The organism is Aerococcus urinaeequi (assembly GCF_001543205.1).
GTDB lineage: Bacteria > Bacillota > Bacilli > Lactobacillales > Aerococcaceae > Aerococcus > Aerococcus urinaeequi.
Genome location: NZ_CP014162.1, coordinates 469,639 through 486,765 on the forward strand (window position 1 = coordinate 469,639; position 17,127 = coordinate 486,765).

Annotated in this window: 17 protein-coding genes; 3 read left to right on the forward strand and 14 right to left on the reverse strand. The window is 39.3% G+C overall.

The features are described 5' to 3' along the window. Positions 1–159: 159 nt before the first annotated feature. From uxaC to AWM74_RS02170, 13 genes are all read right to left on the reverse strand, one after another. Positions 160–1,584, reverse strand: coding sequence for a glucuronate isomerase (gene uxaC / locus AWM74_RS02110; RefSeq protein WP_026466438.1), 1,425 nt, complete (start codon positions 1,582–1,584; stop codon positions 160–162). Between the two features lie 36 nt (positions 1,585–1,620). After that, positions 1,621–2,652, reverse strand: coding sequence for a sugar kinase (locus AWM74_RS02115; protein WP_026466439.1), 1,032 nt, complete (start codon positions 2,650–2,652; stop codon positions 1,621–1,623). A gap of 1 nt (position 2,653) precedes the next feature. Beyond that, the gene (locus AWM74_RS02120) at positions 2,654–3,304 is read right to left on the reverse strand and encodes a bifunctional 2-keto-4-hydroxyglutarate aldolase/2-keto-3-deoxy-6-phosphogluconate aldolase (RefSeq protein ID WP_026466440.1); all 651 of its coding nucleotides are present in this window, start codon (positions 3,302–3,304) and stop codon (positions 2,654–2,656) included. A 43-nt stretch (positions 3,305–3,347) separates the two neighbouring features. Beyond that, positions 3,348–4,199 carry an HAD family hydrolase gene (locus AWM74_RS02125; protein ID WP_026466441.1) on the reverse strand — a complete coding sequence of 284 codons (852 nt, stop codon included), beginning with the start codon at positions 4,197–4,199 and terminating at the stop codon, positions 3,348–3,350. A gap of 104 nt (positions 4,200–4,303) precedes the next feature. After that, the gene (locus AWM74_RS02130; protein WP_026466442.1) at positions 4,304–5,158 is read right to left on the reverse strand and encodes an SDR family oxidoreductase; all 855 of its coding nucleotides are present in this window, start codon (positions 5,156–5,158) and stop codon (positions 4,304–4,306) included. 62 nt (positions 5,159–5,220) lie between these two features. Continuing rightward, the gene (gene uxuA, locus AWM74_RS02135) at positions 5,221–6,297 is read right to left on the reverse strand and encodes a mannonate dehydratase (protein WP_026466443.1); all 1,077 of its coding nucleotides are present in this window, start codon (positions 6,295–6,297) and stop codon (positions 5,221–5,223) included. 706 nt (positions 6,298–7,003) lie between these two features. Next, positions 7,004–7,678 (reverse strand): ribose-5-phosphate isomerase RpiA, encoded by a 675-nt coding sequence (gene rpiA / locus AWM74_RS02140; protein WP_026466444.1) that lies wholly within the window; start codon positions 7,676–7,678, stop codon positions 7,004–7,006. Positions 7,679–7,698: 20 nt separating this feature from the next. Beyond that, the gene (locus AWM74_RS02145; RefSeq protein ID WP_026466445.1) at positions 7,699–9,081 is read right to left on the reverse strand and encodes a Sapep family Mn(2+)-dependent dipeptidase; all 1,383 of its coding nucleotides are present in this window, start codon (positions 9,079–9,081) and stop codon (positions 7,699–7,701) included. A gap of 52 nt (positions 9,082–9,133) precedes the next feature. Further along, on the reverse strand, positions 9,134–9,850 hold the full coding sequence (locus AWM74_RS02150; RefSeq protein WP_026466446.1) for a TraX family protein: 717 nt from the start codon (positions 9,848–9,850) through the stop codon (positions 9,134–9,136). 587 nt (positions 9,851–10,437) lie between these two features. Then, positions 10,438–11,130: an amino acid ABC transporter permease gene (locus AWM74_RS02155; protein WP_026466447.1), complete on the reverse strand. Its 693-nt coding sequence runs from the start codon at positions 11,128–11,130 to the stop codon at positions 10,438–10,440. 16 nt (positions 11,131–11,146) lie between these two features. Beyond that, positions 11,147–11,800, reverse strand: coding sequence for an amino acid ABC transporter permease (locus tag AWM74_RS02160; RefSeq protein ID WP_026466448.1), 654 nt, complete (start codon positions 11,798–11,800; stop codon positions 11,147–11,149). A gap of 13 nt (positions 11,801–11,813) precedes the next feature. Beyond that, the gene (locus AWM74_RS02165) at positions 11,814–12,629 is read right to left on the reverse strand and encodes a glutamate ABC transporter substrate-binding protein (RefSeq protein ID WP_026466449.1); all 816 of its coding nucleotides are present in this window, start codon (positions 12,627–12,629) and stop codon (positions 11,814–11,816) included. 35 nt (positions 12,630–12,664) lie between these two features. Beyond that, complete coding sequence (locus tag AWM74_RS02170) at positions 12,665–13,393, reverse strand: amino acid ABC transporter ATP-binding protein (RefSeq protein WP_026466450.1); 729 nt, start codon at positions 13,391–13,393, stop codon at positions 12,665–12,667. Between the two features lie 314 nt (positions 13,394–13,707). Here AWM74_RS02170 and AWM74_RS02175 point away from each other — a divergent pair, with 314 nt between their 5' ends. After that, positions 13,708–14,499 (forward strand): hydrolase, encoded by a 792-nt coding sequence (locus AWM74_RS02175; RefSeq protein ID WP_034258303.1) that lies wholly within the window; start codon positions 13,708–13,710, stop codon positions 14,497–14,499. A 17-nt stretch (positions 14,500–14,516) separates the two neighbouring features. Continuing rightward, positions 14,517–15,629: a M24 family metallopeptidase gene (locus tag AWM74_RS02180; RefSeq protein WP_026466452.1), complete on the forward strand. Its 1,113-nt coding sequence runs from the start codon at positions 14,517–14,519 to the stop codon at positions 15,627–15,629. A gap of 291 nt (positions 15,630–15,920) precedes the next feature. Here the strand turns inward: AWM74_RS02180 and AWM74_RS02185 are convergent, their stop codons facing one another. After that, on the reverse strand, positions 15,921–16,289 hold the full coding sequence (locus AWM74_RS02185) for a hypothetical protein (RefSeq protein WP_026466453.1): 369 nt from the start codon (positions 16,287–16,289) through the stop codon (positions 15,921–15,923). Between the two features lie 130 nt (positions 16,290–16,419). Here AWM74_RS02185 and AWM74_RS02190 point away from each other — a divergent pair, with 130 nt between their 5' ends. Continuing rightward, the gene (locus tag AWM74_RS02190; RefSeq protein WP_026466454.1) at positions 16,420–16,965 is read left to right on the forward strand and encodes an FUSC family protein; all 546 of its coding nucleotides are present in this window, start codon (positions 16,420–16,422) and stop codon (positions 16,963–16,965) included. Positions 16,966–17,127 lie beyond the last annotated feature (162 nt).

Sequence of the window (17,127 nt, forward strand, 5' to 3'; positions counted from 1 at the left end):
CCCTCTCTATCCGCATTTGTATCATTCTTAGGAAATTCTGAACATATTTTTTCATGAAAAAAAAGAGACACGACGAAGTTGTCATGCCTCTCCTAGATGGAAACTGTCTGGTCAATTGGGTGAATACTTTAGTTACAGGTCATTATTTGTCAAAACGTCTTATTTTGACACGACGTCAGCAGCGTCAAAATACTCTACTGCGTTGTTGTATGAAACGTTAGTGATTAATTTTTCTAACAATGCTTCATCATTAGGAATTTCACCACGTTCAACCAAGTCACCAATGTAGTCGCAGAATAAACGACGGAAGTATTCGTGACGAGTATAAGAGATGAATGAACGAGAGTCAGTTAACATACCAACAAAGTTCATTAATAAGCCACCTTCAGCTAAGGCTTTGAATTGTTTCAACATACCATATTTAGTATCGTTGAACCACCAACCTGAACCTAATTGAACACGGCTCTTGATGCCTTTGTCATTAGATTGGAAGTTAGCTGCAGTTGTTGCTGCTAAGTCAAAATATGCTGGGTTTAATGGGTAAAGAATTACTTTAGGCAATTCGTTTGTCTTATCCATTTCGTTTAATAAACCGTTTAAAGCTTCAGCAACGTGTGTTTGGTCGTTGATTGAGTCTAAACCAGCGTCTGGACCTAATTGTTTAAATAGGCGCTCAGAGTTGTCACGGATTGCACCGAAGTGGAATTGCATAACAAAACCTTTAGCATTGTAAATTTTACCTAATTCACGTACCAATGCAGTTTGGAATTGGCCATATTCATCATCTGAAATTGCTTCACCGTTTACAGCTTTTGTAAAGATTGCTTCTGCATCTTCAGTAGTCGCTGGACGGAAAACTAATTTCGCTAAACCATGGTCAGAAATGTTTGAACCGTGATCAGCAAAGTATTGAATACGGTCTTCTAAAGATGCCACTAATTTAGCGAATGAATCAATTTTAATGCCGTTCGCTTTTTCCATTTTTGGTAAGAAGTCGATGAATTTTTGTTCGCCAACTGCGAAAGCTTCATCAGGACGGAAACCAGGAACAACAGCAACATCAAATGTATCGTCTTCCGCAATTTGTTTGTGGAATTCTAATGTGTCATATGGGTTATCTGTTGTACAGATAAATGTGACATTAGAATTTTTAATTAATTGACGCGCAGTTAAGTTTTCGTCTTTTAATTTTTTGTTTGCTGCATCATAGATTTCTTTCCAGTTATCACCAGATAACATTTCGTCAACATCAAAGTAACGTTTTAACTCTAATGCAGTCCAGTGGAATAATGGGTTACCTAATGTATTTGGAACAGTTTCAGCCCATGCTTGGAATTTCTCTTCATCTGAAGCATTCCCGGTAACTTTCTCTTCTGGCACACCCATTGCACGTAATCCACGCCATTTATAATGGTCGCCACCTAACCATAATTCGGTAATATTTTTGAATGTATAGTCTTCAGCGATTTGTTGTGGTGATAAGTGACAGTGGTAGTCAAAAATTGGTTGGTTTTCAGAATAAGTATGGTACAAATGTTTTGCAGTTTCACTTTGTAACATAAAGTCTTCATTAATAAAAGCCATCTTGTAAAGATCTCCTTTCGATTGAAAAATAGTTGACTAACGACTTACATCGAAGCCTTCATCACTATTCATTAATTGATGAACATCGTTTAAAGTCACAATGCCCATATCTCCTGGAATGGTATGTTTCAGTGCAAATGTTGCATTGGCAAATTCAACGCATTCCTGAGGCGTATAGTTTTCTGAATTAATCGCGTATATTAATCCAGCGGCGAAGGCGTCGCCTCCACCAATACGGTCAATGATATCTACGTCAAACACTCTCGAAGAATATAGTGTTTTATTCGCATACATATAGGATTGTAAAATATTACGATTCGCATTGATTACACGACGTTTTGTCAACGCAATCGCTTCTAGATCATAATAATTGCAAATATATTCAAGCGTATCATCTAGATTATCGAAATCATATGGTCGCTTGATATTATTAGCATCCTTATAGTCATTGCCGCCTTCATCCGGAACGAATAAAGGTTCAATACCAAAGCAAATATCTGCGTAAGGTAATAATTCTGCCATTTTTTCACGAGCAACTTCAAAGTCCCATAGACTTGCACGGTAATTTAAGTCTAAAGAAACTTTTAAACCGCGTTTTTTAGCTTCTTGCATAGTTGCTTTGGTTAAATCAAATAAATTATCTGATAACGCTGCAGTAATACCAGAAGTATGGAACCAGTTTGCATCTTCAAAAATCAGATCCATATCATAATCATTGATTGTAGATTCTGTGAAAGCAGAGTTCTTTCTATCATAGACAATCTTAGACGGTCTGATAGAATACCCTTTTTCAGCAAAGTAAATACCTAAACGGTCACCTTGACGTAACATGTAGCCAGTATGTACCCCGTTTTTGCGCATAAATTCAATGGCACTGTTCCCTAATTCGTTATCAGGAACGGCTGTGATAAAACTAGCCCACATACCTAAATGCGCTATAGTAGATGCTATATTTGCTTCAGACCCACCATATGTGACTTCTAATTTTTGAGCTTGAGAAAAGCGTTCGCTATCATTTGTTGTTAAGCGAATCAAGATTTCCCCAAGCGTCACAACCTTTTTGCGCATATTATTTTCCGCCTTGGATTTCTGCTAATTTATCAGCAAATTTTTGTGCTTCTTCACGACAAGAGTCAGCTCCGTCAGCTTTGTAACGTTTAGTTAAAGCTGAACCAACACCAACTGCCCATGCACCATTGTTGATCCAAGTTTCCATGTTGTCGATGTTAACGCCACCTGATGGCATCATTTCAACTTGTGGAAGTGGACCATGAACATCTTTAATGAATCCAGAACCTAATACACCACCTGGGAACACTTTAACGATTTCGCAACCAGCAGTTAATGCTTGTTGGATTTCAGTTACAGTACCACAACCTGGTAAGTATGGAATTGTGTATAAATTACAGATTTCAGCAATTTCAGGTACCCATGTTGGTGAAACGATGAAACGTGCACCATTTAAGATTGAGATACGTGCAGTAATTGCATCTAGAACAGTACCAGCACCTACAACCATATCAGTACCTTCAAATTCTTCTGATAAACGAGCCATTACGCGCTCAGCACCAGGAGTTGAGAAAGTAACTTCAATGTTTTTAACGCCACCTTCGTAAACTGCTTTAGAGATTTCGTAACCTGCTTGTTCAGATTCGCCACGTACTACTGCGAATAAGAAGTTTTTTTGCATTTGTACAACTGTTTCAGCTTTATTTGCCATTTTTATTCCTCCTAAATTGGATGTATTTTTTTAATTGATGGAATTATGCGTCGTATTTTGCTAATAAGTCTTGGAATTCACCAATCACTTTATCTTGATATTCACCAGCATATTCTTTGTTGTTGAATTTAGCTAACGCTTCATTACGTAGACGATCCCATGAGAATTCTTCATTTCCAAATAAGATTGGGTAGTAAAGAATGCCATTTGTTTGAGCTGCTTTCAAATCACCAGGTGCGTCACCAACCATTAGGATTTCGTCTTTTGCATAACCATGTTTCAATAAGTCAGCAATTGCATCTGCTTTTGAACCAGCTTCTTGACCGTAAATAACGTCAACTGAAGGCATCAAGTCATGACGAGTCCATTCTGATTGTAAAGCTTCAGAGTTAGCTGAAGAAACGATTGCTACGTCTCCTGCTTCTGCTAATTTTTCTAAACCTTCTTTAGCACCAGGGAATGGTTCATCGCGTCCAGTAAGTTCGGTATGAATACCTTCATTTACTTTGTTAGACCAGTCTAAAGCTGCCACTAATGAAGGCTCTTCATTTGCTTCGATAGCTTCTTTTAATGAAGCATTTGATAATGAAGATGCTGAGTTAGCCCAGTCACGTAAAGCATCAATATTCATGATTGATTCACCAGCTGCAGTAGCGTTATCTAAACACATTACTAAAGCTGTAAAACGGTTTACACCACGAGTAGATGAGAATAAGTTTACGCGGTTCCAGTCTTCTTGGAACGCTTCTTTGTTTTCGATACCAAAAACATCTGCAGCAATTGGTCCGAAGAACTCAAAATGTTTAACGTTCATTGTATCCATTGCACAGCCATCAGAGTCAACACAAACTAAGAATTGGTTTTGTTTTGTAAATTCATTTGGTAAAACTGCCATTAATATTCCTCCTAAATTTAAAAGAAAAAGGGCTTTGAGCATTGATATGATACCCCTGCCAAAGCCCTCCAGTTATTTTGTATGTGTATTATTTAATTTAAAAATTAAACACCAGCGTAAGCAGCGAATCCACCATCGATTGGTAATACAACACCGTTTACGAAGCTTGCTGATTTTTCGTCAGCTAAGAATAATAAACCACCTAATAACTCTTCTGGTTCACCAAAGCGACCCATTGGCGTACCGTTGATGATTTTCTCACCACGTGGTTTCAATGTTTTGTGGTCTGCTTCAAACATCATGTCAATGTTTTGGTTAGATACTAAGAAACCTGGAGCGATTGCATTAGCACGAACGCCAACATGAGCAAAGTGAACTGCTAACCATTGAGTAAAGTTAGAGATTGCTGATTTAGCACCTGAGTATGCAGGGATTTTTGTTAATGGTGTGAATGCGTTCATTGAAGAAATATTGATAATGTTCGCACCTTCACGGCCAATCATGTCTTTAGCAAAAACTTGAGTTGGTAATAAAGTACCTAAGAAGTTTAAGTTAAATACAAATTCAACACCTGATTGGTCTAAGTCGAAGAAAGTTTTTGTTTCTTCTGGTAAGTCTAATTCATGGTATTCGTTGTCAGTAGTTGCGCGAGGGTTATTACCACCAGCACCATTTATTAATACGTCAGTACCACCGAATTCAGCATCTACAGCTTCTTTAGCTGCTTTGATTGAATCGATTTCTAATACGTTACATACTACAGCGATTGCTTTACCAGGGATGTCTAAAGCGTTGATTTCGTCAGCACGTGCTTGAGCTGCGTCACCGTTTAAGTCTAATAAAGCAACGTTAGCGCCTGCTTGAGCAAAAGCTTCTGCAAATTTAGAAACTAATACACCACCAGCACCTGTTAATACGACTGTTTTACCTGTAAAGTCATGAGCAAATTGGTTTGCCATTATTCATTACCTCTTTCTTATCTACTGGAAGTCCAGTAATTCATTGTCTTTGTTACGGTTAATTATTTAGTAGTACCAAAGTTTGGTGTTTTACCAGCAGCTTTCATTGCAGCTTCATATAAACCGTTGAAGTAAGTAGCACCTAATGCGCGGTCATATAAACCGTAACCTGGTGTTACTGTTTGGTCACCCCAAATACGACGACCGTGGTCTGGACGTAATGCACCTTGCCAGTCATGGTCAACTAACATTTTGATTACTTCGTACATGTCGATGTCACCAGCTTCAGATAAGTGAGCTGTCTCTTGGAAGCCCCAGTCTCCACGTTTAACGTTACGAGTATGCATGAAGTTGATACGGTTACGTTCTAATGCTGATTTAGTCATTGCTAAAACATCATTTTTAGGATCAGAAGCGTAAGAACCAACACACATAGTAATACCGTTGTATTCTGAATCATAGATGTCTAAGAAACGAGTAACTGCTTCTTGATCAGTGATGATACGTGGTAAACCAAAGATTGAGTATGGAGGGTCATCTGGGTGAATAGCCATTTTTACGCCAGCAGCTTCTGCTGTAGGCATGATAGCTTTAATGAAGTATTCTAAGTTTTCCCAAAGTTTAGCTTCATCTACGTTATCACGGTAGTAGTCTAAAATAGCTTTCATTTCTTCTTTAGTGTAAGAAGAGTCCCAACCTGGTAATGAAAGTTCACCTTCAACTGGATCCATACGTTCAACATCTTCTTTGATGAATGCTAACGATTTAGAACCATCTGGTAAGTCATGGTTTAAGTCAGAACGAGTCCAGTCAAAAACTGGCATAAAGTTATAACATACAACAGGAATTCCTGCTTTACCTAAGTTAGTTAAAGTTGTTTTGTAGTTTTCGATTAATTGGTCACGGTTAGGTTTACCTTGTTTGATATCCTCATGAACCGGTACTGATTCGATAACTGAAATATGTAGACCTGCATCTTCAACATCTTTCTTAAGTTGTTCGATACGCTCCATTGGCCAAACTTCCCCTACAGGAATATCGTAAACCGCTGTAACGATACCTTGCATACCTGGGATTTCACGGATTTGTTGTAATGTAACAGGATCGTCCTGTCCATACCATCTGAAACTCATTTCCATAGTATAATACTCCTTTTTGTGTGATATAAATTCGCACTATATATTATGAGCAATCGCTTACGCTCATTCAACTACATTCTACATAAAGGGTAGCGCTTTTTCAAGGGCAAAATGGCAATTAATGCAATTTTTATCAAAAAATGTAAGGGGATACATATTCTGTGGCTATCACTTTAAACTTTTATCTTTTTCATGGTATAATTAAACATAGCAAAAAAGTTATTTATTGATAGGGGGGTTAGGCATATGACAACTAGTAAGGCACAAAAGAAAAGAAACCGTAAAATCCTATGGTATCTAGTCTTAATCATCTTTACGATTGTACAAGGTTTTCTGATTTCAGATGATGATCAGGCATAGTTATTTGAATCATTTATCTTTTAAAACGTCAAAAAACAGTTTTTCACTGTTTTTTGACGTTTTTTTTATAAATAACAGTTTGGAGCAACATTTGCAATGATATGATGAGTTTAAGGCAAAAATGATGCACAAGCTTAACGGTTTAAGATAGAACCGTTAGCGCAAAATTGAGCACCAAAAATATAATGATCAGTTTGTAAAAGTTCTTATTTTCTAGTTTTATGGCATCCATGAACTTCTGTTAGCCTTTTTTATCTTGCAATTATATTCATTCCTTCATTAAATAGGTAAATATAGAAAAAAGCGAGCCAAGGAAAAATAGCTTGGCTCGCTTTTCTATTAAATACTACTTATTAAATTCTACGACTCGCCCATCATTGGCCATTAAAACTTTGTCCGCTATTCCCAAGAATAAGCCATGTTCAACAACACCGACCATTTGAATCAAATCGTCAGCCAACTTGACTGCGTCTTCTATTTTTTCTAAATGAAGGTCAATAATAAAGTTACCTGAATCAGTTACAAATTTAGTGCCTTCTAGTGATAAACGGAATGTTGGCGCATAGTTTTTATCTTCAAATGCATATAATAAGTGTTGACTAGCTGCTGGAATTACCTCTACCGGTAAGGGAAAGGTCCCCAGTTGGTCTACTTGCTTGCTGTGGTCACAAATCCAAATGACGCGTTCACTATTCACTGCAATAATTTTCTCAATCAGGTGCGCACCACCGCCACCTTTAATCCCATTTAATTGTGGATCAAATTCATCGGTACCATCTATTGTTAAATCAATTTTAGCCACATCATTTAATGAAGCAATGGGAATATCTAAATCAGCAGCTAATTCGGCTGATTGAATGGAGGTTGGTACACCGGTAAAGGTTAAGCCCTCCTCTTTCATCCGTCTGCCTAGTTCTGTAATCAGGTAATAAGCTGTTGACCCTGTTCCTAATCCAACGACCATACCATCTTCAACGTATTGGGCTGCTGCAACCCCAACGAGTTCTTTTTCGTTCACCATATGACTCCTTGTCTGGCACCCTATCCTAATTGGTCTGCTTGACCAAGTTGGATAAAGGCATCTGTATATAGTTTTAATAGTTTTTCTAATGTATCCATTTCGATGTACTCATCTGCTTGGTGAGCTACATGTGCGTCATGCTGAAAGCTCATCCCAAATGACACGCAATTTGGCATTACTTTACTATATGATACCCCACCAGAGATAATAGGTTCAATAGCGTGGTCTGGAAAATGTTTGTGGAAAGTATTTAACAATAATTGGTTTGCTGGTAAATTCACGTCAGACAGAATTGGTGCTGTATCAAAGGATTTCACAAATGGAATATCCGCGAATTCTTTGGTGAAGGCGGCTGTCAATTCTGGTTCGGTAATATTGGTTGGATAACGAACATCGATGGTAAAGGCAATTTGCCCGTCTGCTGTTTTCTCAATAACTCCTTGGTTTAAAGTCAATGGGCCCATAATATCGTGGTTACGGGCCACGTCAAATCCTGACCCATCATAAGGACGAAATAGGCGTGTCCACTTGTTGGCCAAGTCATCTGAATAGGTATTGGCGATGATTTCAAAGCCACGGGTGATCGCTGAGTCCCCTGCTTCAGGCGTTGAGGCGTGGGCAGAAATTCCGTAAACAGTTAGGATGGTTTCGCCGTTTTCTTCTTTGATAGCGATTGGCCATTGTTTGTTATTAGCATAAGCTTCTAAACCAGGATTTAAGGTATCAGCGATGACAAATGTCGCTTCTGATGGCACTACATTTGACCCGGCCCCACCGACTACACTTTTAATGATGGTATCTGACTTTAAATCGCCCTTGAAGTTCCATGTTGTGGCCCCTTTTTCCCCGATTTGTAGTGGGAATTGCCCGTCTGGTGTGATGGCGAAGTCAGGTGCCCCTTCTTTGATCACGTATTGTGGGATGTCCGTCATGTCCGATTCTTCGTCAGACCCAATCACGATACGGATGGTATTTTTTAAGGGAATTTGGTAGTCCTGTAAGATTTTAACGGCATAGTATGACAAAACGGCATTCCGTTTCATATCTGATGTTCCGCGGCCATACATACGACCGTCGATAATTTCAGCGCCAAATGGTTCTTTGGTCCAATTTGACAAGGCCCCTACAGGTACGACGTCAATATGGCTAGCAACATCCACCCGGTGGTTAATCCCCGCATTTCGGGATTCCATGTGTACGGTATATGGGTAAACATCCCCAACCTTCATGTCGTCACGGACAGCTAAATCGTGCATAAAATCTAGTGCTTTGCGGACTTCAGGTCCATAAGGGGCATCTGTTGTAGCCGCCTCATCATCGCGAATAGATGGGATGCGAACCAAGCCTTGGATGTCTTCGATCATTTGTGGTATATAGTGTGCGAAATCTATTTTATCTAACATGTTATTCTCCTAGTTTTTCTAAATTTTAAATTTTGTGTGTTATATAAGTGGGCTAAATGATGAAATAACGGGCAATTAAGCCGAATATCAGCAGATGAATAGGATAAATCCAATATAGCCACCTGGCATTGTAACGACCCCTTAATCCATTGTAGAAGTAGGTCATTACAAAAGCTATCGGCCCAGTCACTTCCCATAGGACGAATACAGTCCCAGCAAAGGATTGGATGAGACGTTGGTCTCGGGTGACATAAAGGACACCAATTAACATAACGCCAAACATGCCGTAATCCGTATTGAAATACTCTGCAGCGATTGCTAATAAGACGATAGGGATAATACCTAGCCAGCGGTATTTCATTATACTGGCCAGCCAGATTGCTAATAGCCCCAACAACAAGGTAAAGAATACATTTTGATAAGCCAAATCAAAAAATTGCTGGCTAATGGCTAGGTTAAATGGAATTTCCGATATCAAGGCAAAAATTCCTAACCTTATAGCATATTTTTCTTTATTAGAGGTATAGAAGAAACCTTCAACCAATAGGAAACAAAATATCGGAAAAGCAATGCGCCCGATTAGCCGAAAGCTGGTATAAGCTGTATAAGCCAAGGAGTAATCAAAGGTTTCCAGTTGCCCACTATTTAATAAAGGCAGTAAAATAGCTGCACCCATATGGTCAATAATCATGGTGACCATAGCAATCCATTTCAAGGTAGAACCCGAAAGCCCACCCTGTTTATTTTGTGCGTTTATTGCTTGAGCCAAGCAACCACCTCCTGATTTTCACGATTTTCATGATGGTATTATTTTATCATAGTTTTTCATTTTTCTTTATTTATCACATTGTTTGGGCAAAGAAAAAGGCCGAGAAAAAAACCCGACCCTAGTTGATATTAAAACATTATCGAACACAGACCGTTTTTGAATCCCTAGCATGTGTTCAGACTCATGAAACCATTTAGGCACAATGTTAAAAAATATCCTATTTTACAATCAACCCACATATTCTTGTGGTCCTTTGAAAGCACGCCTTCTTCAAGGCTAAGGCTGGCGCTTTTCTAGCATGTCTACGCGGTGACGGAGGATGATCTGACGTATATCAGACTATGGGGCGTAGCCCCTACAGAATGGATAGCCAAACAAGGATTTAGACCATTAGGGTGAAAGAACCCACTATGGCTAATTCCGGTCCCACCACATAGACGAGCTTGCCAGGGCAGTCAGATCACCACTTCAGATTAGTTTGCATCATTCTTTGTGTGATATGGCACTAATCTTCCAGTGCTGTCTGTCTTAGCACCCTGGTTCAGAGGCCATGATAGAAAAAGCAAAAGCAAACAGCTTGAATTGTACTATGCCGGTGTTTTCAAAGCGCCATCTTTTGCTGTGGCCTTGTTAGAACGTCGGTTTGATAGGTATTTTGAAAATTTAGACAAGGTATAACATACCAACCAATATAGGAAGGTCATGACCACAAACATTGGAATCACATATGCTGTATTTTGGTTGTAGATAATCTTCGCATTATGCGTCAATTCCGGTAAGGAAATAATTGTCGCAAGCGATGTATCCTTAATCAAGGCAATCAATTGCGACACAATCGAAGGTGCCATAGACCGCACAGCTTGTGGTAATAAAATATATACCAAGGTTTGAACACGGGTTAAGCCGGTTGAAATCCCTGCTTCTGCCTGCCCTTTTGGAATAGCATTCAATCCACCACGAATAATTTCTGAAATCATGGCTGATTCAAATATGGTCAAGGCCCCTACTGCTGCCCAGAAAATATTTAAGCGAATCCCTAATTGTGGCAAAGCAAAATAAGTAAAGAAGATAATCAATAGTAAAGGTAAGTTACGAATAATATCGACAACTAGCCCTAAAGCTTTAGATAAAATTGGAATCCCCATAAAACGGACAACCCCAAAAATACCACCTAAAATTAACGAGAATATGATAGCGTAAAACGTTACTTGAAGCGTAACCCATAGACCATCAAGTAAAAACTGGATATTCATCCATTGAAATGCACCTGCAAAATCCATCTATTACCGCTCCTTTCTAACGTACGTCCTGTTGTGCTAATCGTTTTTCAATATATGAAACTAATAAAGTTAAAGGTACTGTAATGATCAAGTAAATACCTGCGATCATTGTGTAAGTCCCTAAAGTATTAAAGGTTTCACTGGCAATTAAATCACCGTAATACATTAAATCTAACCCAGCTACCATAGCTAGAATAGAAGAGTTTTTCACTAGGTTGATAAATTGGTTACCCAATGGCGGAATCACAATTTTCACAGCTTGTGGTAAAACCACGTACTGCATCGTTTGTCTGTAAGTCATCCCTTGTGAAATAGCTGCTTCTCTTTGGCCTTTAGGTACAGCGTCAATCCCTGAACGCACAACGTCCGCGATAAAGGCAGATGTATAAAGGGTTAAACCGATAATCCCTGATTGAAATCCGGTAATTTCCACCCCGTATAAAGGAATAACTACATAGAAAAACATTACAATAATCAATAAAGGAATATTACGGAAAAATTCTACATAGATATCCCCTATTTTAGCTAAAATCTTATTATCTAAGGTTTGGATAATCCCCATTAAACCACCAAGAATTAAGGAAGCAATCAGAGCGATCACTGATGCAATCAAGGTGTTGATAAATCCTTCAATAATTAAATCAGAATAATTTGTTAATAATTCAAACATGTGCTCAACCTCCCTACTCTGCAATTGATGACTCAGTATCGTCACCAAACCATTTTGCATATATTTCTTGATAAGTACCATCAGCTACCATGTCATCAATGGCTTTGTTTACTTCGTTTAAGAAGCCATCTTGACCTTTGTTGATGGCAATACCATATGGTTCTGTTGTAAAGGTTGATCCAGCAATTTTGTAACCCGGATTCTGTTCCATGATTCCTAATAAAATTGCATTATCAGTAGTCATTGCGTCTCCTTGACCCGATTTTAAGGCCGTGAAGGCTTCAGCGTAGTTTTCTAACTCTAAAATATTCGCATTTGGCGCTGCTTCTTTAATTCGTTGGGCTGATGTAGACCCTTTTACTGCCAAAACAGTATGTTCACTCGTCAAGCTCTCAACACCTTCGATATCAGAATCTTCAGGCACCAACAAGGCTTGCCCAGCGTCAAAGTACACTTGACTAAAGTCAACTTGTTTTAACCGCTCTTCTGAGATGGTCATGGTTGCAATCAAAGCGTCTACGTTCCCGTTTTTCAGTAAAGGAATACGGGTTTTGGAGGTTACCTCAACAAATTCTGCTTCGGCATTTTCCCCACCGACACGCTTAGTAATTTCTTTCGCCATATCGATATCAAAACCTTCGATACGATTTTCTTCAATATTATATTTCCCAAATAAGTTGGTATCGACTTTTACCCCCCAAGTGATGACCGGGTAGGCTTCGCTGTCGATTCGCTCAGCAATATCCTGTTGGCTGGCAGCAGAGCTTGTACAGGCCGTAGCCAAGAAAGCAAAAGCCACTAGCGCAACAATTCGCCATAGTTTTTTCATAGTATCCCCCTCTTTCCTTAAGCGTGACTTGGTGATTAGACTAAGATCTTGCTTAGGAATTGAACGGCACGTTCATCATGAGGATCTTCGAAGAACTCTTTTGATGGACGGTCTTCTAAAATTTCTCCGTCTGCCATAAAGATGGTTCTATTCGATACTTCTTTGGCAAAGCCCATCTCATGCGTTACAACCACCATAGTCATATTGTCCTCAAAAGCGATACGTTTCATTTGGTCTAATACTTCCCCAACCATTTCTGGGTCAAGGGCTGAAGTTGGTTCATCAAATAGCATCATTTTCGGACGCATAGCTAGACCACGTGCGATGGCCACACGTTGTTTTTGCCCACCAGATAATTGACTTGGGTATGCGTCACGTTTATCCCACATATTTACCCGTTGTAACAAACGCTCTGCTCTATCTTGGGCATCTTTATCGGTTTTCTTCAAGACTTTTAAAGGTGCCAATGTCACATTTTCTAACACTGTCATGTGAGGATATAATTCGAAGTGTTGGAACACCATACCGCAGTCGCGGCGAATTTGACGGATGTCAGTATTGCGGTCTGTAATATCTTTCCCGTCAACAATTAAATGACCTGAATCTACCTTTTCTAAAGCATTTATCGTCCGAATCAAAGTTGATTTACCAGAACCAGAAGGTCCAATCAAGGTCACAACTTCACCCTCATTTATCTTCAGATTAATGTCTTTCAACGCGTGGAATTTACCATAATATTTTTCAACATGATCAAATGTAATCATCATAGCACCTCTTCTTATTTAATTTTTCCTTTTGAATACAATTGCAATAAACTTGAATGTAAACAGGATTTTTGCTTAAAGATAAAATAATTCTAATCATTTCTTAAACAAGTGTCAAATTTTTTGATAGATTTCTTAACATGTATCGGTATCAATGTTATCTTATATTTCATAATTGAATTATTTGAACACCTTTTTCACTTGATATGACGCCCTGTCGAGATTTTGAATTGTCATTCTTTTTATATAAGTACTATAATAAGACTAGAACTATTTGAAACACCCATTCAATCAATTAAATGGAGGTTATAGCGTTGAATCAACCAAAAAACGGCTCTCAAAATATCTCTTCGCAATTTAGAAGCGATATGGTGATGGTGCCAGAAGTTATTAACGAAGCATCCGGTATTCGCGTATTTGGACGAACTTTAAAATCATTCGTCTTTACAACTGACGTCGCCACAATCCTATACTGTAACGCGGATGCCGTCTTAGCTGTCTACCCATTCTCCCCGCATCCTGCAATCATTTCAGCAGTAACATCAGTAGCCAGTCAACCTGTATTTGCCGGTGTTGGTGGCGGTACAACTCAGGGTAAGCGTAGCGTAGATATTGCCCTTTTTGCTGAAGCAACAGGCGTTCAAGGGGTTGTGGTGAATGCCCCGATGACTGCAGAGAATATTCTAGATATTGAACACACCGTCGACTCCCCAATTGTAGCGACAGTTGTCTCTGCCTATAACGATATCGAAGCACGAATTTCTGCCGGTGCGGATATCCTAAACGTTTCAGGTGGCAAAGAAACAGCCGCTATAGTTGAACGGATTCGCCGGGATTTCCCAGATGTGCCGATTATCGCAACCGGTGGTCAGAATGAAGACACCATTCGTAAGGTAATCGAAGCTGGCGCGAACGCCGTTTCCTGGACACCACCGACTACTGGTGAAATATTTAAAGAGAAAATGGTCAAATACCGTAAAGACCGTCGCGAGGACTTCCTTGAAACCCATGATGGTATGACCTTACGTGAATTTGAGGAATATATTGAGGAACATCCAGAAGCTGAAGAGAAATATAGTGAAGATTCTTCTGACGGTTATCTGTAAGACGAGATGGAGGACATATGGATCAAGAACATAGCAACCGACTAAAAACCATTCAACAACAAGTTAAAAACCACAACCTAGATGCCCTAATCATTAGCGACAAGGCATCCATCGACTACTACATCGGTGTCATTTTTGACCCCATGGAACGTTTTTGGTTATTGATTATCCAACCGGAAAAAGGTCCACAAATTATTGCTAACAAGCTATTTGTATTCGACGAATTAGCTGAAGTTGACGTCACTTGGGTAGATGATAACTACACAATCGCTGAAGCCTTCGCAAATCTAGCGGATTTCCCAGCAACCGACGCCCCACTACGAATCGGCGTGGATAAATTGTGGCGGGCTGACCAACTATTAGCCATCGCCAAAACATACAACCAGGCCACTTTTGAAGTAGGATCTGACTTAGTTGATGCCCAAAGAGCCATTAAAACCGCTGAAGAACAAGAAAAAATGCGTAAAGCTTCAGACATAAACGACCGTGCCATGGCTCGTTTAATCGAAGAAGTCTTACCACTTGGTTTGGACGAATTGGCTGCAGTAGATAAATTAGCCCGCATTTACGATGAAGAAGGTGCAGATGCCGGCTTTTCATTCGAACCCATTATCGCTTACGGTCCAAACGGCGCTGACCCACACCATGAATCTGACCATACCTTGCCGAAGCGCGGTGATTCGATCGTCATTGATATCGGCTGTAAACATGAAGAATACTGTTCCGACATGACCCGTACCGTTTATTACGGTGAGCCTAGTGCTGAGGCCAAAAGGGTATACGACATCGTACTGGAAGCCAATTTACGCGGCATTGACGCGGTCAAAGTTGGCGAAACTTTGGCAAATGTGGACGCTGCAGCGCGTGATTACATCACAGCCCAAGGATACGGTGACCAATTCACCCACCGACTAGGGCATTTCATTGGACGCGAAGTTCATGAAAAAGGTGATGTGTCAAAAGCTAATACAGATACCATTAAAGATGGCAATATCTTCTCAATCGAACCTGGTATTTACCTGACTGGTAATACAGCCGTTCGTATTGAAGATTTAGTGATTGCACATGATGATGGCACTGAAAACTTGAACCACTTCACCAAAGATATGATTATTATTCAACCAAAATAAAACATTACACACTAAAAAAACACGACAGTCGTCGTGTTTTTTTAGATCTATGTTTATATACCCTATGTAGTAATTTAGATATATTTCTTAATATAAAAAGCCTTTGGCTTCTATTTTTAAGGAACGACCAAATTAATACAGACCACACAGTCCACAAATGCCCTATTTTTCATTTTATGATTCCAAATATTAAAATATAAGCTTCAAAAAAGCGCCCAACACGACAAGTGAAGGGAGCTTTTGCTCTTATTCTAGTGATTTATTTCTTAACGACTCCTGTCGCACCTTTTCCTACTTAAAGATCATTTGGAAGAATTCGAATACGCGCGGTCCAAGCAAGGCTACTGCTAGGATGGCGAGGGCTAGAATAATCCATACCAGTACTTTGCGCGAGTGATTGCTTGAACCTGACCAAAAGTACTGTTTTTGTTTTTGTCTTTCAAAGAAGATTTCATTGGTGTCTAGGTCTTGGAAGGTTTCTTTTGGCACAGGTGTTTCCGCAAACGTTTCGACGTTAAATTCAGCTGTATCCTGTGTGAGTGTTGTCTCAGGGACTGAGGATTTAATGTCATCTGAAAAAGATTTTCCATACTTTTTTTGGTTATTCTTCTTCTCGCGTTCAAGCTCTTTTTTCGCTTGGCGATATGTTTGCCGCTTCACCTAGTGCACCACCTTTATTATTTAGTTCATTTCATCAAGTATTCCTAGTATAATCTATTTACAAGAAAATTCAAATTGTGGAGAAGAGGAATTTTTTAAATTTCTCTCTTAATTAAAGGAGCTTATTTCAGTGAAACAAAATTTTCACGTTGGTATGAGGACCTTGAAGACTTCTTTGAGTGTCTTTATGATTGTTCTTATTTCAGCATTTATCTCTATTGACCCGCAAATCGCTACCCTTTCAGCGGTATTTTCACAAAGGGCTGACGTCACTTCGTCGCTTTCTTTTGGTTTGCGCAGAACCTTAGCCATTGTTTGTGGGGCTTTTGCCTCATTGGTTTTTATTTTTTTACATAACTTATTGCCTGACCATTATTTGATTACTGCACTTTTAGGTGGTTTAGGTATTTTAATTACGATTCAAACCAACCTTCTAGTGAAGAATCCACAAGGGGTTATTGGTGGTAGCGCCACTTTCCTTGTCATTGTCTTCAATATTCCAGCGGACAATCAATATATATATGCGCTACTTCGGGTATTAGATACCTTCTTGGGTGCCATTGTCGCTGTTGGAATCGAGTACATTTTTCCAAGAGACCGAGTTGTTCCTTGGATCCTTACTTACAATAGCCATGTACCGAAGTTTCTACAAATCTCTACCTCTGAAGACGTTTAACTGACCACTAAGGTTACCTTAGGGTTGAACTAACTTAGCTTTTCCTTAAGTTAGAGACCCTTCTTTCGAGTTTTCACCCACAAGTGTTATAATAAATGAGAAGTGAAATGCGCGGTATTAACGCCATTTCCTATCTATTTCGATCAATCCATATGATTAAAG